Annotated in this window: 15 protein-coding genes; 9 read left to right on the top strand and 6 right to left on the bottom strand. The window is 66.5% G+C overall.

Features of this window, described 5'->3' with window-relative positions; all coding sequences use genetic code 11:
* The first annotated feature begins 21 nt into the window (after positions 1 to 21).
* The 6 genes from AAHH99_RS21165 to AAHH99_RS21140 all read left to right on the top strand — a co-directional run bounded on the left by AAHH99_RS21165 (position 22) and on the right by AAHH99_RS21140 (position 9,295).
* The gene (locus tag AAHH99_RS21165) at positions 22 to 435 is read left to right on the top strand and encodes an NINE protein (RefSeq protein ID WP_418770452.1); all 414 of its coding nucleotides are present in this window, start codon (positions 22 to 24) and stop codon (positions 433 to 435) included.
* A complete protein-coding gene (locus AAHH99_RS21160) occupies positions 425 to 835 on the top strand; it encodes a DUF2752 domain-containing protein (protein WP_418770451.1) in 411 nt (136 codons plus the stop codon). The genes AAHH99_RS21165 and AAHH99_RS21160 overlap by 11 nt, the downstream gene beginning before the upstream one ends.
* An 83-nt stretch (positions 836 to 918) precedes the next feature.
* On the top strand, positions 919 to 5,460 hold the full coding sequence (gene gltB / locus AAHH99_RS21155; protein ID WP_418770450.1) for a glutamate synthase large subunit: 4,542 nt from the start codon (positions 919 to 921) through the stop codon (positions 5,458 to 5,460).
* Complete coding sequence (locus AAHH99_RS21150) at positions 5,453 to 6,961, top strand: glutamate synthase subunit beta (RefSeq protein ID WP_418770449.1); 1,509 nt, start codon at positions 5,453 to 5,455, stop codon at positions 6,959 to 6,961. Before gltB ends, AAHH99_RS21150 begins: the two co-directional genes overlap by 8 nt.
* Before the next feature lie 26 nt (positions 6,962 to 6,987).
* Positions 6,988 to 8,406 carry a pyruvate kinase gene (pyk, locus tag AAHH99_RS21145; RefSeq protein ID WP_418770448.1) on the top strand — a complete coding sequence of 473 codons (1,419 nt, stop codon included), beginning with the start codon at positions 6,988 to 6,990 and terminating at the stop codon, positions 8,404 to 8,406.
* Between the two features lie 25 nt (positions 8,407 to 8,431).
* The gene (locus AAHH99_RS21140; RefSeq protein ID WP_418770447.1) at positions 8,432 to 9,295 is read left to right on the top strand and encodes an acyl-CoA thioesterase II; all 864 of its coding nucleotides are present in this window, start codon (positions 8,432 to 8,434) and stop codon (positions 9,293 to 9,295) included.
* Here AAHH99_RS21140 and AAHH99_RS21135 read toward each other — a convergent pair whose 3' ends face one another.
* The 6 genes from AAHH99_RS21135 to AAHH99_RS21110 all read right to left on the bottom strand — a co-directional run bounded on the left by AAHH99_RS21135 (position 9,296) and on the right by AAHH99_RS21110 (position 16,066).
* Entirely contained in the window at positions 9,296 to 9,838 is a 543-nt protein-coding gene (locus AAHH99_RS21135) for a DUF4190 domain-containing protein (protein ID WP_418770446.1), read from the bottom strand.
* Positions 9,835 to 11,325 carry an ATP-binding cassette domain-containing protein gene (locus tag AAHH99_RS21130; RefSeq protein ID WP_418770445.1) on the bottom strand — a complete coding sequence of 497 codons (1,491 nt, stop codon included), beginning with the start codon at positions 11,323 to 11,325 and terminating at the stop codon, positions 9,835 to 9,837. Before AAHH99_RS21130 ends, AAHH99_RS21135 begins: the two co-directional genes overlap by 4 nt.
* Complete coding sequence (gene cydD, locus AAHH99_RS21125) at positions 11,318 to 12,868, bottom strand: thiol reductant ABC exporter subunit CydD (protein ID WP_418770729.1); 1,551 nt, start codon at positions 12,866 to 12,868, stop codon at positions 11,318 to 11,320. The genes AAHH99_RS21130 and cydD overlap by 8 nt, the downstream gene beginning before the upstream one ends.
* A gap of 23 nt (positions 12,869 to 12,891) precedes the next feature.
* Entirely contained in the window at positions 12,892 to 13,932 is a 1,041-nt protein-coding gene (gene cydB, locus AAHH99_RS21120; protein ID WP_418770444.1) for a cytochrome d ubiquinol oxidase subunit II, read from the bottom strand.
* 14 nt (positions 13,933 to 13,946) lie between these two features.
* On the bottom strand, positions 13,947 to 15,401 hold the full coding sequence (locus AAHH99_RS21115; protein ID WP_418770443.1) for a cytochrome ubiquinol oxidase subunit I: 1,455 nt from the start codon (positions 15,399 to 15,401) through the stop codon (positions 13,947 to 13,949).
* A 62-nt stretch (positions 15,402 to 15,463) separates the two neighbouring features.
* Positions 15,464 to 16,066 (bottom strand): HdeD family acid-resistance protein, encoded by a 603-nt coding sequence (locus AAHH99_RS21110; protein WP_418770442.1) that lies wholly within the window; start codon positions 16,064 to 16,066, stop codon positions 15,464 to 15,466.
* Positions 16,067 to 16,322: 256 nt separating this feature from the next.
* On the opposite strand from AAHH99_RS21110, the gene AAHH99_RS21105 reads away from it, so the two are divergent.
* The 3 genes from AAHH99_RS21105 to AAHH99_RS21095 are packed head-to-tail and all read left to right on the top strand — an operon-like array spanning position 16,323 to position 18,869.
* The gene (locus AAHH99_RS21105; RefSeq protein WP_418770728.1) at positions 16,323 to 17,168 is read left to right on the top strand and encodes an ABC transporter substrate-binding protein; all 846 of its coding nucleotides are present in this window, start codon (positions 16,323 to 16,325) and stop codon (positions 17,166 to 17,168) included.
* A gap of 10 nt (positions 17,169 to 17,178) precedes the next feature.
* Positions 17,179 to 18,111 carry an amino acid ABC transporter permease gene (locus AAHH99_RS21100; RefSeq protein ID WP_418770441.1) on the top strand — a complete coding sequence of 311 codons (933 nt, stop codon included), beginning with the start codon at positions 17,179 to 17,181 and terminating at the stop codon, positions 18,109 to 18,111.
* A 5-nt stretch (positions 18,112 to 18,116) separates the two neighbouring features.
* Positions 18,117 to 18,869, top strand: a complete 753-nt coding sequence (locus tag AAHH99_RS21095; protein WP_418770727.1) for an amino acid ABC transporter ATP-binding protein — start codon at positions 18,117 to 18,119, stop codon at positions 18,867 to 18,869.

The raw sequence follows: 18,869 nt of genomic DNA, 5'->3' as shown, positions 1-18,869 counted from the left end.
CTGTCTGGCATGCTGGGTGCCATGACGGAGCCGCAGTTCGGTGGTAGTGAGCATGGCAGCACGCCCCCGCAAGAGCCGAATTACCAGCCGCAATATCCGCCCCCGCCAGGCAGCGAGTACGGGCCGCCGCCGGGGGGTTACCCGTCGGCATACGGCGATCCATTGGCGCCCTACGGCCGTCACCCCATCACGGGCGAACCCTATTCCGACAAGTCCAAACTCATCGCGGGGCTGCTTCAGCTGCTTGGCCTCTTCGGCCTGGTCGGCATCGGCCGCATCTACCTCGGCTACACCGGGCTGGGTATAGCGCAGTTGGTCGTCGGCCTGATCACATGCGGTATCGGCGCCATCATCTGGGGCATCATCGACGCAATCATGCTGCTCACCGACAAAGTCCGCGATCCTCAGGGGCGCCCGCTGCGCGATGGCACCTAGCGTCGGCACGAGCCGCAAGCGGCTGTACGGCGCACTCGGTGCAGGCGCCGTCCTGACTGGCGCGCTGGCCTACATCGGCATCGCCGATCCGCATCGCCCGGGTTTCATCTTCCCGGCGTGCCCCTTCAAGACACTCACCGGTCTGGACTGCCCCGCCTGCGGCGGACTGCGCATGACGCACGATCTGCTGCACGGTGATCTCGCTGCGGCCGCGGTGGACAACCTCTATCTGCTCGTCGGCCTTCCCCTCTTGCTGACGTGGCTTCTGGTCCGATGGCGTCAGAGCAAACCGTTGATGAACACCCCGATGATCGCCGTGATTGTGGTCTCAGCCCTGACCTGGACGGTGGTACGCAATCTTCCCGGATTCCCGCTGGTCCCCACCGTTCTCGACGGGTGAGCGCTTAGCCGCGCTGTTACAATCGGCTGCGGGCCGGTGCAGTCCCGGACATGAACACTTCCGGACTGCGAAGGTGCTCCTCAATGCTCTTTTCGGCATTCCCCGAACCCCAAGGTCTCTACGACCCCGCCAATGAAGCGGATTCCTGTGGTGTCGCCATGGTTGTCGACATCCAGGGCCGACGCTCGCACTCCATCGTCGCCGACGGGCTGACCGCCCTCGAGCATCTCGACCACCGCGGCGCCGCGGGCGCCGAGACCAACAGCGGCGATGGTGCCGGCATCCTCATCCAACTGCCCGTCGAGCTGCTGCGCGAGGTCGTCGACTTCGACCTTCCGGCCCCCGCACTCGACGGGAGCAATACCTTCGCCGCAGGCATCTGTTTCATGCCGCAGGAACCCGCGGCCCGCTCCGCCGCCCGCGAAAGCGTCGAAGCCATCGCCGATGACGAAGGGCTGAAGGTGCTCGGCTGGCGCATCTTGCCGATCGAGCCTCTCGGCGCGAACCTCGGTGCCACCGCGCTGGGTTGCATGCCGCACATGGAGCAGCTGTTCGTCGCCTCGACCACCGAGGTCGGCGGCATCGAACTCGACCGACGCGTCTATCCGCTCCGCAAACGGGCCGAGCGCCAAGGCGTCTACTTCCCATCGCTGTCCAGCCGCACCATGGCATACAAGGGGATGCTCACCACAAAGCAGCTACCTCAATACTTTTCAGATCTGCGCGACGAGCGCTGCCGCAGTGCCATCGCGATCGTGCACAGCCGGTTCTCGACGAACACCTTCCCGTCGTGGCCCTTGGCTCACCCCTTCCGCTACGTCGCCCACAACGGTGAGATCAACACCGTTCGCGGCAACCGCAACCGCATGCGCGCGCGGGAGGCGATGCTCGCCAGCGCGAACATCCCCGGTGATCTGTCCCGCCTGTTCCCGATCTGCACGGCGGAGGCTTCCGATTCGGCCTCCTTCGACGAAGTGCTCGAACTGCTGCACCTCGGCGGCCGCGGCCTGCACCACGCCGTGCTGATGATGATCCCGGAGGCCTGGGAGAACAGCACCACCATGGACGACGCCGAGCGCGCCTTCTGGCAGTTCCATGCGTCCTTGATGGAGCCGTGGGACGGTCCGGCCTGTGTCACCTTCACCGACGGCACGCTGGTCGGTGCGGTATTGGACCGCAACGGATTACGCCCCGGTCGGTGGTGGCGCACGATCGACGACCGCGTCATCCTCGCCAGCGAAAGCGGCGTGCTCGACGTGCCGTCGGCACAGATCGTCGCCAAGGGCCGCCTGCAACCGGGCAAGATGTTCCTAATCGACACCGCCGCTGGGCGCATCGTCACCGACGACGAGATCAAGGCGGATCTGTCGGCGCAGGAGTCCTACGGCGAGTGGTTGCACGCCGGCCTGCTCGACATCGCCACCCTGCCCGACCGCACCCGTGTTCAGCCCAACCACGACAACGTCGTCAAGCGCCAGATCGCCTTCGGCTACACCGAAGAGGATCTACGCGTCCTGCTCACACCGATGGCCGCCTCCGGGGCAGAGCCGCTCGGGTCCATGGGCACCGACACTCCAACCGCGGCGCTCTCACAACGATCCCGATTGCTCTACGACTATTTCGTCGAACTCTTCGCGCAGGTGACCAACCCGCCGCTGGATGCCATCCGCGAAGAGATCGTCACTTCGATGGCGCGCATCATGGGTCCCGAGCAGAACCTACTCGAACCGTCCGCCGCCTCATGTCGCCAGATCGTGCTGCGCTGGCCGGTTCTCGACAACGACGAGCTCAACAAGATCGTCCACATCAACGACGACGGTGAACACCCCGGGCTGCGCACCACCGTATTGAAGGCCCTCTACGACGTCGAGCGCGGCGGGGAAGGCCTCGCCGAGGCCCTCGATGACCTCCGCGTGAAGGCCTGCGAGGCGATCGCCAAAGGCGCACGGATGCTTGTTATCTCCGATCGGGACTCCGACCACACCCGTGCGCCGATCCCGTCGCTGCTAGCCATCTCAGCCGTACACCACCACCTCGTGCGCACCAAGGAACGCACCACCGTCGCGCTGGTCGTCGAGAGCGGCGATGCCCGCGAGGTGCATCACATCGCGACGCTCATCGGCTTCGGCGCGGCCGCGGTCAACCCGTACCTCGCCTTCGAATCGATCGAAGACCTCGTCCGCGAAGGGGAACTGACCGGCATCGAACCCGCCGCCGCAGTACGCAACTACTGCAAGGCCCTCGGCAAAGGTGTCATGAAGGTGATGAGCAAGATGGGCATCTCAACCGTCGCCTCCTACACGGCCGCGCAGGCCTTCGAGGCGGTCGGCATCGACAAAGACGTCATCGACGAGTACTTCACCGACACCCCAAGCCGGCTCGGCGGTGTCGGCCTCGACGTGATCGCCGAAGAGGTCAAACAACGCCACCGCCGGGCCTACCCGGAAAACCCGACCGAGCGTGTCCACCGACGCCTCGAGGTCGGCGGCGACTACGCATTCCGCCGGGAAGGCGAACTGCACCTGTTCACCCCCGAAGTCGTTTTCCTGCTGCAGCATTCGACGCGCACCGCGCGCCACGACATCTTCCAGCAGTATTCCGACGAGGTGGACCGCCTCGGCCGCGAAGGCGGAACTCTGCGGGGCCTGTTCGAGTTCAAGAAGGTCAGGCTGTCGGTACCGCTCGACGAGGTGGAACCCGTCGAGGAGATCCTCAAGCGGTTCAACACCGGCGCCATGAGCTACGGTTCCATCTCGGCCGAGGCCCACGAGACGATGGCGATCGCGATGAACCACCTCGGCGGCCGTTCGAACTCGGGTGAGGGCGGCGAGGACACCGATAGGCTCTACGACCCCAAGCGCCGCAGCGCCGTCAAACAGGTCGCCTCCGGCCGCTTCGGCGTCACCAGCGACTACCTGGTGAATGCGACGGACATCCAGATCAAGATGGCCCAAGGGGCGAAACCCGGTGAAGGCGGTCAACTCCCGGGCTACAAGGTGTACCCCAACATCGCCAAGACGCGACACTCCACCCCCGGGGTCGGCCTCATCTCGCCGCCGCCGCACCACGACATCTACTCCATCGAGGATCTCGCGCAGCTGATCCACGACCTCAAGAACGCGAACGACCAGGCGCGCATCCACGTCAAGCTCGTCAGCAGCGTCGGCGTCGGAACCGTCGCCGCAGGCGTGTCCAAGGCCCACGCCGATGTCGTGCTGATCTCGGGTTACGACGGCGGCACCGGGGCGGCACCCCTGACGAGTCTCAAGCATGCCGGCGTGCCGTGGGAGATCGGGCTCGCCGAGACTCAGCAGACGTTGATGCTCAACGGGTTACGCGACCGGATCACCGTTCAGTGTGACGGGGGAATGCGCACCGCGCGCGATGTCGTCGTCGCCGCTCTGCTCGGCGCCGAGGAGTACGGCTTCGCCACCGCCCCGCTCATCGTGTCGGGCTGCATCATGATGCGGGTCTGCCACCTCGACACCTGCCCGGTCGGCGTCGCCACGCAGAACCCCGAACTGCGCGCCCGGTTCACCGGCAAGCCCGAGTTCGTCGAGAACTTCTTCCGCTTCATCGCCGAAGACATCCGTAAGTATCTGGCGGAGCTCGGATTCCGGACCCTCGACGAGGCGATCGGGCACGCCGAGCTGCTCGACACCGACAAGGGTGTCCAGCATTGGAAGACTCAGGGCTTGGACCTCTCGCCGATCTTCGCCGTGCCAGCCGACGGGCACACCGGCCAACCCGCGCCTCGCCGCAAGGTTCGCGACCAATACCACGCACTGGACCAGGCGCTCGACCAGACGCTGATCCAGCTCGCCGAGGGCGCACTCGAGGACGCCCATACCGTCCGACTCGAACTGCCCATCCGTAACGTCAACCGCACCGTCGGCACACTGCTGGGCGCCGAGGTGACCCGGCGCTACGGCGCGCAGGGGCTGCCCGACGGCACCATTCACATCACCCTGACCGGCTCGGCGGGCCAGTCGCTCGGTGCGTTCCTGCCACCGGGCATCACCCTGGAACTCGTCGGCGACGCCAACGACTACGTCGGAAAAGGCTTGTCCGGCGGCCGGATCGTGGTGCGGCCGCCCGACGACGTGCTGTTCCTGGCCGAGGACAACGTGATCGCCGGCAACACGCTGCTGTTCGGCGCGACGTCCGGAGAGGTGTACCTGCGCGGCCGCGCAGGCGAACGCTTCGCCGCCCGAAACTCGGGCGCGCTGACGGTCGTCGAGGGTGTCGGCGACCACGCGTGTGAGTACATGACCGGTGGCCGCGTCGTGGTGCTCGGCAAGACCGGGCGCAACATGGCCGCGGGCATGTCCGGGGGCATCGCCTTCGTCCTCGGCCTGGACCCGCGGCGGGTCAACACCGAGATGGTGGAGTTGCAGCGCCTCGACCCGGAAGATCTCGCCTGGCTGCGCGACGTGATCTCCCGGCACGCCCAGTACACCGGCAGCAGCCTGGCGACCTCGCTGCTATCGGACTGGCCAAGGCGCAGCACCCAGTTCACCAAAATCATGCCCCGCGACTACCAGCGCGTCCTGCAGGCCACTCTCACCGCCCAGCGCGAAGGGCGCGACGTCGACACCGCGATCATGGAGGCCAGCCGTGGCTGATCCCACCGGATTCCTCAAGGTTCCGAAGGTCGAGGCCGCCAAACGTCCGGTCGACGAACGCGTGGGTGACTGGCGCGAAGTCTACGAGCAACAAGACCCGAACCGGCGCGCCGCCGAGGTGTCCCAGCAGGCCCGGCGGTGCATGGACTGCGGAATTCCGTTCTGCCACTCCGGAACCGCGGGCTGTCCGCTGGGCAACCTGATTCCGGAATGGAATGATCTCGTGCGCCGCGGCAGATGGGACGCGGCCAGCGACCGCCTGCACGCCACCAACAACTTCCCGGAGTTCACCGGCCGGTTGTGCCCAGCACCGTGCGAGGCGGCGTGCGTGCTGTCGATCTCTGAGGAGCAGACCGGCGGCAGCGTCACGATCAAGCGCATCGAGCAGACCATCGCCGACCACGCATGGCACTCGGGCGCGGTGCAACCGCAACCCGCTGCGATCGCTTCCGGTAAGCGCGTCGCGATCGTCGGCTCCGGCCCCGCGGGATTGGCCGCGGCACAACAGCTCACCCGCGCCGGTCACGAGGTGACGGTCTACGAGCGGGACGACCGCATCGGTGGGCTGATGCGCTACGGCATCCCCGAATACAAACTCCAGAAGGCGACGCTGGATCAGCGGCTGGCTCAGATGCGCGCGGAAGGAACGCGATTCGTCACCGAGACCGAGGTCGGCGTCGACGTCTCCGTCGAGCAGCTCCGCGCGCAATACGACGCCGTCGTGCTGGCCGTCGGTGCGCTGCGTGCGCGCGACTACGAAGTCGAGGGACGCGATCTCAACGGTGTCCACCTGGCGATGGAGCACCTCGTGCCCGCGAACAACGAATGCGAGGGCGACGGGCCCAGCACGATCAGCGCGACCGGCAAGCACGTCGTGATCATCGGTGGCGGTGACACCGGCGCCGACTGCCTCGGCACCGCGCATCGGCAGGGCGCACTGTCGGTGACCCAGCTCGACTACAACCCCGAACCGCCCGAAACGCGCGACGACTCGCGCACACCGTGGCCCACTTGGCCGCTCGTATTGCGGACCCGACTCTCACCGGCCCACGCCGAGGGTGGCCACCGGCGCTACGAGGTCGCCGTCCAGCGATTCGTCGGCGACGACAGCGGGAACCTCCGCGCCCTGGAGATCGCCGAGGTCAAGGTAGAGCGTGACCCAAACGGCCGTCGCACCATCACCCCGGTCGGCGAACCGATGGAAATTCCCTGCGAGCTGGCATTGTTGGCCATCGGTTTCGACGGCGTCGAACACATGCCGCTCCTCGATGAACTGGGCCTGACGCTGAACCGGCGCGGCGCACTGCCGTGCGGCTCGGACTGGCAGACCGACGCCCCGGGCGTGTTCGTCTGCGGGGACGCCCATCGCGGCGCCTCGCTGATCGTCTGGGCGATCGCCGAGGGCCGTAGCGCCGCGCACGCGGTCGACACGTTCCTGATGGGGGAGTCGGATCTGCCTGCCCCGGTGATCCCGGGTGCTCTTCCGCTGGCCGTCGTCTGAATCGATAACGACTATGCTCGAGTGTCGTGAATAGACGCGGAAAGATCGTCTGCACCCTCGGTCCGGCCACCGCGACCGATGACGCCGTCCGTGCGCTGGTCACAGCGGGAATGGATGTTGCGCGACTCAACTTCAGCCACGGCGACTATCCCGATCACGAAGCCAACTACAAGCGGGTCCGGTCCGCGTCGGACGCCACCGGCCGCGCGGTCGGCATTCTCGCCGACCTGCAGGGCCCCAAGATCCGGCTCGGCCGCTTCAAGGACGGCCCCACCTTCTGGGCCGCCGGTGAGACGGTGCGCATCACCGTCGACGACGTCGAGGGAACGTCCGATCGCGTGTCGACCACCTACAAGCGCCTGGCCGAGGACGCCACACCGGGTGACCGGGTCCTGGTCGACGACGGCAACGTCGGCCTCGTCGTCGAGAGCATCGAGGGCAACGACCTCGTCTGCACCGTCACCGAGGGCGGTCCGGTCAGCAACAACAAGGGCATGTCGCTACCCGGGATGAACGTCTCGGCACCGGCGCTGTCGGAAAAGGACATCGACGACCTCGAATTCGCTCTGCGCCTCGGCGTGGACTTCGTCGCGCTGTCGTTCGTCCGGTCGCCGGCCGACATCGAACTCGTGCACGAGGTGATGGATCGGGTGGGTCGCCGAGTGCCCGTCATCGCCAAGCTCGAGAAGCCCGAAGCCATCGACAATCTCGAGGCAGTGGTACTGGCATTCGACGCGATCATGGTCGCCCGCGGTGACCTCGGCGTGGAGTTGCCGCTCGAGGAAGTCCCGCTGGTGCAGAAGCGTGCGATCCAAATGGCAAGGGAGAACGCGAAACCGGTCATCGTCGCGACCCAGATGCTGGAGTCGATGATCGAGAACTCGCGGCCCACCCGGGCCGAAGCGTCCGATGTCGCCAACGCGATCCTCGACGGCACCGACGCGGTGATGCTCTCCGGTGAGACCTCCGTCGGCAAGTACCCGCTCGAAACGGTCAGGACGATGGCGCGCATCATCAAGGCGGTCGAGGAGAATTCGGTGGCCGCACCGCCGCTCACGCACGTGCCCCGGACCAAGCGCGGTGTCATCTCCTATGCCGCCCGCGACATCGGCGAGCGCCTCGATGCGAAGGCGCTGGTCGCCTACACCCAGTCGGGTGACACGGTGCGCAGGCTCGCGCGGCTGCACACGCCGCTGCCGCTGCTGGCGTTCACGTCGCTGCCGGAGGTGCGCAGCCAGCTCGCGCTGAGTTGGGGCACCGAGACGTTCATCGTCCCGCACATCCAGACCACCGACGGAATGATCCGCCAGGTCGACAAGTCGCTGCTCGAGCTCGGTCGCTACAAGCGAGGGGACCTGGTGGTCGTCATCGCCGGCATTCCGCCCGGCACAGTAGGCTCCACCAATCTGATCCACGTGCACCGGATCGGGGAGGACGACGTCTAGGCAGCGACGATCAAGGAGGCCGTGAGTGTCGGTGGCGGATTTCGACGAACTGCTCGCGGTACTTCACCTCCACCAGATCGCCGACGACATCTACGTCGGCTCGCATCCCAGCAAGAACCCCGTGCGGACCTTCGGCGGGCAGATGATGGCCCAGTCGTTTGTGGCCGCCGGCCGCAGCTTGAAGTACCCCACACCGCCCAGTGCGTTGTCGGCCCACTTCATCGCGGGCGGGGATCCGGAGAAGGATCTCGAGTTCCACGTGGTGCGGCTCCGTGACGAACGCAGGTTCGCCAACCGCCGCGTCGACGTCGTGCAAGACGGCCAACTGCTGACTACGGCGATGGTGTCCTTCCTGGCCGGCGGTCGCAGCCTGGAGCACGCGATCGCGCCACCTGACCTGCCCGATCCGGAGTCTGTGCCGCCGGTGGACGACCTGCTGCGCGGCTACGAGGAAGTCGTCCCGCATTTCGTCAATGCGTTGCGCCCCATCGACTGGCGCTACACCAACGATCCGAGCTGGGTGATGCGCCACAAAGGCGAGAAGCTGGCGCACAACCGCGTGTGGATGAGGGCGCTCGGCCAGATGCCCGACGACCCGGTGCTGCACGCCGCCGCGCTCGTCTATTCGTCGGACACCACCGTGCTCGACTCGATTATCACCACGCACGGCTTGTCATGGGGTTACGACCGGATCTTCGCGGTCACCACCAACCACTCGGTGTGGTTTCACCGGCCCGTGCACTTCGACCAATGGTTGCTGTACTCGACGGCCTCACCCGTGGCCGCCGACTCCCGCGGTCTGGGAACCGGCCATTTCTTCGATCGGTCCGGTCAGCCGGTCGCCACCGTGGTGCAGGAGGGGATCGTCAAGTATTTCCCGCCGCGCTGACTACGGCGTCGGCGTGATCGTCACGTCGAACTGGTCCTCGACACGGTGTTGGAACTCCTCAGCGCACTGCTGCACAGCGTCCTGGTCGTTGCCCGCGCGAGATATGCAGTCGATGTAGTCGCTGCCGCCCACCTCGTTGAAACCCCAGACGGCCAGCCAGATGACGACGATGGCTTCGATGATGCTCAAGAACCCGAGCACGATGCCGGCGATTGCGATACCGCCGTTGGTGGCCTCACCGCGCTTGGCCCTGCCCCAGCCGATGAAGCCGAGAATCACGGCGACGACACCGAGGACGACGCCGCCGAAGACCGACAGCAGCGCGATGATCGCGACCACCAGGGCCGCGATGCCGATGCCGTTCTTGGGTGCGCTCGCCGGCGGTGGATAGGCGTAACCCTGCGGCGGAGGCGGGGGATAACCGCCCGGATAGGCGCCGTACTGCGGCTGTGACGGAGGCTGCGGTGGCGGCGACTGCGATGGGGGCGGTGGTGTTTGGGGTGGCGTTTGCGGTGGCGTCTCGGGGTTTTCCGGCTCGCTCATGCCGAGGAGGTTACTCCGCGACCAGCGAGGATGACGGTAGGACACTCAAGGTGCTCGGGCAGATGATGTGTGGCCACGACGACCGCGCGGTCGGCAGCGAACAGCGCACCCGGCGTGAGCAGGTCGATCAGAATCCGGTTGGCATCGGCGGCGTCGAGATGCTCGGTGGGTTCGTCGAGCAACACCGTCGCGGCCGTGGTGAGAAGAGCGCGCGCCAATAACAGCCGCCGACGCTGCCCGGCAGATACGGCGGCCGCCCCGCCGGTCAGCACCGTGGACAGCCCGTCCGGCAACGCGTCGAGCCAGTCGCGCAGACCCACTCGCTGTAACGCGGCTCGAATCTCGTCGTCGCTGGCATCACCGCGCGTCACCAACATGTTGTCGCGCACTGTGGTGGCGAACAGGTGGGCGTCTTCGGCGAGAAAGACTGCGGTCGGGTCGCTGTCGGCCATGGACAGCAACAGCGTGGTCTTGCCCGATCCGCTCGGGCCCACGATCGCGAGGCGGTCGCCGGGCCCCACAGAGACCGCGGGAACGGTCGGCCGCTCGCGCGGCGAGTCGATCGGCTCGGTGATCTCGGCGAGGCGGCGCGCCGCGATACGCCATCTGGTCAACTGCACCCCGGCCGCGGGCAATGCGGCGCTCGCCTCGAACGCCGACAGCGGTAACAGCATCAGGATCGCGAGTGTCGTCGGTGCGACCGAGTCGGCGATCGCGATCGCGGCGATCACGGCGCCGAACACGCTGGCGCCGATCGCCGCGGTCGAAGCCGCGGTCGCCACCGCGGCGGGTGCCGCCGCCATGTCCGTGGCTTGCCCCCAGTCGCGGTGATGACGCTCGGCTTCGGCGAGGACCGCGTCGAGGCGTCCGCAGACCCGAAGCTCCGGAGCATGGTCGAGGGCGTGCATCACCGCCACATCACGTCCCGAATGATGTTGCGTGGCCGCATCTTCCGTCGCCTCGGCGGCGCGGGCGGCCATCACGGGCGCGACGACGCCCGCGATCAGCAGACACAGCGCCAGGAGGACGGCCGCCTCGAGGGAGATGAGGCCGATGCCGACGACGGCGGCCAGCCCGAGTACGGCGGCCACCGCAATCGGTAGCACCGCCCGCACCACGACGTCGGCCAGATCGTCGACCGACGCGCCGATCCGGGAAACCAGTTCACCGCTGGGCATTCGCATCGCGGTGTCGGCAGGCGCTTCGGCCAGGCGGCGGTACAGGGCCTCGCGGGTGTCCGCCGCGCAGCGCAGCGCGGTGTCGTGTGACGCCAGCCGCTGGCAGTACCCCAGCACACCGCGAGAGATGCCGAGCGCGCGTACCGCGACGACCGCGACCGTCAGGTGCAGCACCGGCGGCATCTGCCACGCCCTCGTGATCAACCAAGCCGAAATCGCGGCCAGCGCCAGCGCGCTTCCCAGCGACAGGACACCGAGCACCACCGCGAGCGACAGTCGCCCCCGCCGAGCTCTCAACAGTTCACGCATCGACGAACTCCCTCATGACGAGCACCCGGTCGCCGATCGCGCGCACCGGATCCCGGTGACCGACGACCAGCACCGTGGCGCCGGCGCGGGCCCGCGCGACGATCGCGTCGAGCGCACGGGCTTCCATCGCCGCATCGAGATGCGACGTCGGCTCGTCGAGCAACAGCACCGGCGCGGTCGAGCCCAGCGCCCGGGCCAGCCCCAGCCGCTGGCGCTGGCCGAGCGACAGGCCCGTACCGTCGCGACCGAGCACGGTCTCCAGGCCCTGGGGGAGCGTTGCGAGAACTTCGTCGAAACCTGCTGAGCGGCAAGCTGCTTCGAGGTCCGCGATCGGTCCGAACAGCTCGAGGTTGTCGCGGACGCTGCCGGGCACCAGCACCGGACGATGCGGTAACCAGGAGACCTGGTGCCACCATGACGGCAGGTCGAGGTCGTCGACATCGATCCCGCCGATCGAAACCTCGCCAGGATGCAGGCCGAGGATCGTGTGAAGCAGCGTCGACTTACCGACACCGTTGGGACCGGTCAGCACCGTCACCCGGCCCGGCTCTACATCCTCGTCGAGGGCTCCGAGGTGGATGGTGGCCCCGTCCGCCGGGACCGTGCGGGTTCCCGCCGGTGGGCTGGGCAGCTTGTCGAGGAGCCGGAGTGCCGCATCGGCCGCCGTCTTGCCGTCCTGGGCGGCGTGAAACTCCACGCCGACGCGCCGAAGCGGCCAGAACACCTCCGGTGCCAGCAGCAGCGCGGTGAGGCCCGCGGTCAGTGTCATCTCGCCGAACACCAGCCGCAACCCGATGCCGACGGCGACGAGCGCGACGCCCAACGTGGCCAGCAGTTCGAGGACCAACGCCGACAGAAACGCCATCCGCAGGGTGGACATCGTCGAACGGCGATGCGCCGCAGCCAGTTCGGTGATGCGCCCGACAGAGCCTTCGAGTCGCCCCAACGCCCGCAACGTCGGTATTCCCGCCACCAGGTCGAGCATCCGTGACTGCAATGTGCTCATCGCCGACAAGGCGGCCTCCGAGCGTTCCTTGGTCAGCAGCCCGATCAACACCATGAACATCGGGATGAGCGGCAGCGCAATCAGGACGATGAGCGCCGAGCGCCAGTCGACCGCGGCGATCACCAGCACCGCAGCCGGGGTGAGGATGCCCGCGAGGAATACCGCCGGCAGATATGCCGTGAGGAACGGTCGTAGACCGTCGAGGCCGCGAGTGATCAACGCGGCTGCCGTGTCGCGTTCGGCGGCGAGAAGTCGCGGTGGCAGCGCGGTGACCGCGCGGAGCACCTGAGCGGACAGATCGGCGATCACCTGCGTCGCGCCCGTCGACGCCAGCCTGCTCTGGAGCCAGTGTGCGACGGTGCGGATCACCCACAGCCCCACCAGAAGTGCGAGGGGGCCGGCCCAGTGGCGGAGGTGGCGCGTGGTGGGGTCGGAGATCACACCTGCCACGACATCGGCGAGCACGACCGCCGCGCCAATGGTCGCGCCGGTGATGAGCACCCCGCACAGCACCGATGCGACCAGGTAGCGACGCATTGCAGGCGAGGTCCGCCACAGGTTCATGTCCGCCGCCGCGTCAAACCTGCGGGATCGGGGATCCGATCAGCCGAGATACGTTGGCGGAAAACCCAATACGTCCATCCCTGATACACCAGCACCAGCGGTGCGAAGATCAGCGCCGCCCAGCTCATGATCGTCAACGTGTACGGGCTGGAGGCGGCGTTGTCGATCGTCAGGCTGTAGGCGGGATCGATCGTCGACGGCATCAGGTTCGGGTAGAGCACGCCGAACAGCAGAACCACGACCGCTGCGACGGTCAGGGTCGTGTACGCGAAAGCCCAGCCTTCGCCCACACCGCGCCACACGCGAACGGTCGCCGCCAGCTGTGCCATAACCGCGACGAGAAGCACGAGCCTTGTCCAGTTCCTGCCGTACTCCAGCTGCGTCCACAGCCCGAACGACACCAGTACCGCGGTCACGGGCAGTGCCAGCCGGCCGGCGAATCGCAATGCGTCCTCGCGCACGGCGCCCTCGGTTTTCAACGCCACGAACACCGCGCCGTGGAACAGGAACAGTCCGGCGGTGGCCAGGCCGCCGAGCAGCGTGTAGCCGTTGATCAGGTCGCCGATCGAGGTGCGTAGCTGCTTGTCGGCGTCGACGGGAAGCCCGCGTACCAGCGCCGCGAAGGCGACACCCCACAGCACGGCCGGCACCCACGATCCGACGGCGATCCCGATGTCGGCCCACCGTCGCCAGTCGTTATCGTCGATCTTGCCGCGCCATTCGATCGCCACGACGCGCAGGATCATCGACAGAAGAATCGCCAGCAGCGGTAGGTACAGACCTGAGAACATCGTCGCGTACCAGTCGGGGAAGGCGGCGAACATCGCGCCGCCGGCGGTGATCAGCCAGACCTCGTTGCCGTCCCAGACGGGTCCGATGGTGTTGAGCACAGCGCGACGTGACCGCTCGGGGTCACCGCCGCCCTTGCGGCCGAGCATGCCCATCAGCATGCCGACGCCGAAATCGAAGCCTTCCAGGACGAAGAAGCCGAGGAACAGACCGGCCATCACCACGAACCACAGTTCGGCAAGCGCCATTGCCACCACTCCTCTCAGTACGCGAACGACAACGGCGCTACCTCGTCGCTACCGGGCGGCAGCGGCGCGGCGGGCTCGGAGTCGTGTTCCAGCGGACCTTCGATCGTGTAGCGGCGGATGAGCCAGAACCAGATGACCGCCAGCGCCGCATACACCAGCGTGAAGGCCACCAGGGAGAGGACCACCATGCCGACCGGATGCCCGGAGACCCCGTCGGCGACCGTCAACCGAATCATCGGATCCCCGGTCGGATTGGGCACGACCACCCACGGTTGCCGGCCCATCTCGGTGAAGATCCATCCGGCACTGTTGGCCAGGAACGGCGCGGGAAGCGCTACGAGGGCGAAGCGGGACAGCCGGTGCGACTGCGGAATCCGGCGGCGACGCGTCAGCCACAGCACGGTCAAAGCGAACAGCACTGGGACGGCAAGGAATCCGATCATGGCGCGAAACGACCAGTACGTGACGAACAGGTTAGGCCGGTAGTCGCCCGGTCCGAACTTCTCGACGTACTGGTCCTGAAGATCCTTGACACCCTCGAGGTGAACGCCCTCGAATTCGCCTTTGGCTAGAAACGACAGCACGTACGGCACCTCGATGAGATGCGTGACGCTGTCACAGTTGTTGTGGGTGCCGACGGTCAGGATGGAGAAGTCGGGATCGGTTGCGGTGTGGCACAAAGATTCTGCCGACGCCATCTTCATCGGCTGTTGTTCGAACATCAGCTTGCCCTGGACATCGCCGGTGACGACGAGGCCGAGCGTCGACGCCAGGACGACCAGGCAGCCCATGATCGCCGCCGGCCGGTACATCGTCAGCGTTTCGGAACGCTTGTCGTCTCGCGCGCGGATCATCCACCACACGCACACGCCTGCGACGAACATCCCGGCGGTCAGAAACGCCCCGAACACCGCATGCGCGAACGCGGCGATCGCGGTGTTGTTGGTGAACAGCGCGACGATGCTGGTCAACTCCGCGCGACCGGTGTCCGGGTTCAGCCGGGCGCCGACGGGATGCTGCATCCATGAGTTGGCGGCGATGATGAAGAACGCCGACAGGTTCACCGCGATGGCCACCACCCAGATACACGCGAGGTGCACGAGGCGGGGGAGCCGGGTCCACCCGAAGATCCACAGGCCGAGGAACGTCGACTCGAAGAAGAAGGCGGCCAGCCCCTCCATCGCCAGTGGTGCGCCGAAAACGTCGCCAACGAACCGTGAGTACTCGCTCCAGTTCATGCCGAACTGAAATTCCTGGACGATGCCGGTGGCCACGCCTAGCGCGAAGTTGATCAGGAACAGCTTGCCGAAGAAGCGGGTGAGGCGGTACCAGGACGAGTCCCCGGTGACCAGCCACGCGGTCTGCATGGCAGCGATCAGCGGCGCCAGCCCGATGGTCAGCGGGACGAAGATGAAGTGGTAGACGGTCGTGATGCCGAACTGCCACCGCGACACATCGAGTGCGTCCATCTCACCCTCTTCCGTGGCTGTGGCACCAGCCTACGACAGGGTGTAGTAGACGTCAGTGTGGGTTAGCTCACCGACTCTTCCGACGCAGGTGGAGCGGCCGATCCGGCGTTGTTGTGGTCCTTGGATGCCTTGCGGATCCCGAACGCGGCCACGATCTCGAAGATGCCGATCACGACCAGCGAGATGCCGGCCACGACCGTCAGAATCGCGAGCGACTCGAACGGCAGAGCGAGCATCACCACGCCCGCGATCAGGCTGATCACGCCGACGAAGATCTCCCAGGCCCGCCCGGGAAGCGTCGGGTCGCTGATCGCCGAGACCGCGGTCGCGACACCGCGGAAGATGAAGCCGATGCCGATCCATATCGCCAGCAGCAGAATCGACTCCTGCAGGCTACGGAAGCACAAAACCGCAAGGATCAGCGCCGCGGCGCCGGAGATGAACAGCAACACCCTGCTCCCGGCGGAGACGTGCAGGCTGAACGCGAAGATCACTTGGGCGATACCGGCGATCAGCAGGTACACCCCGAAGAAGATCGCCGCGACCACGATCGTCTTGCCCGGCCACGCCCAGATGAGGACGCCGAGGATCAGCGCGAGAAGTCCGGAGACCAGGGTCGTTTTCCACAGATGCCGCAGCAGGTCGGGCGGCGCGGTGCTAGTCATGGCCGCAGTGTGGCACAGCGAAACGTCAATGATCGTCGCATTTCGATATCAGTTCGACTGTCAGTGGTGGGGTCTCTCGTATGCGCCGTTGGGTTCCCCTGCCGCAGCGTGGCGTCTCCACTACTGTTCCGTTACCGGTGCTGCGCACCCATCCCACGACGCAGAAAGTAGGGCATCCGTGTTAGGTGAGTGTCACAACCGTCGAGGTGGATTCTGGCATTTCGCAGTCGTATTCGCCGCGGCCGGCGCCCTGGCGATGTCCGGATGCGCCAGTGGCGAGGGAGGCGGCGGTGGGGATGCCACCACTGCATCCCCGACGGCGCCCGCAGCGAAGGTCGACGAGATCGCCAATACCGTTCCAGAGGACATCAAGTCGAGCGGAGAGCTGATCGTCGGTGTCAACATCCCCTATAAACCCAACGAGTTCAAGGATCCCAGCGGCAAGATCGTGGGCTTCGACGTCGACCTGATGAACGCGATCGCGGCCACGCTCGGATTGACGCCCGAATACCGCGAGGCGGACTTCGCCAGGATCATCCCGTCGATCCAGGGAGGCACCTTCGACGTCGGGATGTCGTCGTTTACCGACACCAAGGAACGCGAGGAGTCAGTCGACTTCGTCACTTACTTCAACGCCGGGACTCTGTGGGCTCAGCGACCGGAGGCGCCGATCGACCCCAACAATGCGTGCGGCAAGAAGGTGGCGGTGCAGGCCACCACCTATCAGGACACCGACGAGCTGCCTGCGAAGAGCAGGGCGTGCACCGACGCGGGCCAGCCGCCGATCGAGATCGTCAGGTTCGACGGGCAGGACGCCGCCACCAACGCGGTGGTGCTCGGCCAGACCGACGCGATGTCGGCCGACTCACCGGTGACCTCGTATGCGATCAAGGAGACCAACGGCAAGCTCGAGGCCGCCGGTGAGATCTTCGATTCGGCACCGTACGGCTGGCCCGTGCAGAAGGGATCGGCCCTCGCGCAGTCGTTGCAGAAGGCGCTCGAGCATCTGATCGAAACCGGCACCTACAAGGAGATCGCCGCCAATTGGGGCGTCGAGAACGGGATGATCGACAAGCCGGTCATCAACGGCGCCGTCTCGTAAGGACGTATCCATGAGCGATGTCGACACGTCGTCACCCGAGGCCCCTGCCGCCATCGATGCGGTTCCGCTGCGCCATCCGTGGCGGTGGGTGGCGGCGGGCGTCATCGTCATACTCGTCGCCCTGTTCCTCTACGGCGCGGCGACCAACGATTCCTACCGCTGGTCGACGTACTGGAAGTACCTGTTCAACGAACGGGTGCTGACGGTCGGGGTGCTCAACACGTTGCAGCTGACCGTCTATTCGATGGTGCTCGCGATCGTGTTGGGCGTGTTGCTCGCGGTGATGCGCCTTTCACCGAACCCGGTGCTGAAAGCCGTTGCGTGGGTGTACCTGTGGATCTTCCGCGGGACCCCCGTGTATGTGCAGCTGGTGTTCTGGGGGTTGCTGCCCACGATCTACCAGAACCTTCGGCTCGGGGTGCCGTTCGGGCCGTCGCTGCTTGAGGTGGACCTGCAGTCGCTGTCGATCCCCTTCCTGCTGGCGATCCTCGGACTGGCACTGAACGAGGCCGCGTACATGGCCGAGATCATCCGCGCCGGAATCAGTTCCGTGCCCGAAGGTCAGACCGAGGCCTCGACGGCGCTGGGCATGTCGTGGGGGATGACGATGCGGCGCACCGTGCTCCCGCAGGCGATGCGGGTGATCATCCCACCGACCGGCAACGAGGTGATCAGCATGCTGAAGACCACGTCGCTGGTGACCGCGGTCCCGTTCACGCTGGACCTGTACGGCATCACATCGCGGGAGATCGCCGCGCGCATCTTCGAACCCGTTCCGCTGCTGCTGGTCGCCGCGACGTGGTACTTGGCGATCACCAGCGTGCTGATGGTCGGCCAGTACTACCTGGAGCGCTACTACTCGCGTGGTGCGTCGCGCAAGCTGACCACCAAACAACTCGAGGCGCTGGCCGAGGCGCAGACCTTGGGGGAGGCGCACCCGTGACACCGATGGTCAAAGCCGAGGCCGTCTGTAAGAACTTCGGTGCGTTGCAGGTTCTCAAAGGCGTCACACTCGAGATCGGGCGCGGCGAAGTGCTGTGCATGGTGGGGCCGTCCGGTTCGGGCAAGTCCACGTTCCTGCGGTGCATCAACCACCTCGAACAGGTCAACGCCGGGCGCCTGTACGTGGACGGAGAGCTCATCGGATACCGGCAGCGGGGTAACAAGATTCACGAGATGCCCCCGCGCGAAGCGGCCCGGCAGCGCCGTGACATCGGCATGGTCTTCCAGCACTTCAACCTGTTTCCCCACCGCACCGTGCTGGAGAACATCATCGAGGCGCCCATTCACGTCAAGCGCGTCAAGAAGGACGAGGCGGTGGCGCGCGCCCGAGACCTGCTCGACCAGGTGGGGCTGACCGCCAAGACCGACGCCTATCCCGCCCAGCTGTCAGGAGGACAGCAGCAACGCGTCGCGATCGCCCGCGCTCTGGCGATGAGCCCCAAGCTGATGCTGTTCGACGAGCCCACGTCGGCGCTGGACCCCGAGCTTGTGGGTGAGGTGCTCGAAGTGATGAAAAAGCTTGCCGCCGAGGGTATGACGATGGTGGTAGTGACACACGAAATGGGGTTCGCCCGCGAGGTAGCCAACCATCTGGTGTTCATGGACGGCGGCGTGGTTGTGGAGGGCGGACCGCCGCGCGACGTGCTGGCCAACCCGAAGCACGAACGCACGAAGGCGTTTCTGTCCAAGGTGCTGTAG

The sequence above is a fragment of the Mycobacterium neumannii genome (assembly GCF_048452905.1).
In the GTDB taxonomy this organism is placed as follows: domain Bacteria; phylum Actinomycetota; class Actinomycetes; order Mycobacteriales; family Mycobacteriaceae; genus Mycobacterium; species Mycobacterium neumannii_B.
Note: the sequence above shows the minus strand (reverse complement) of the source record. Positions and strands in the feature narration are given on the sequence as shown.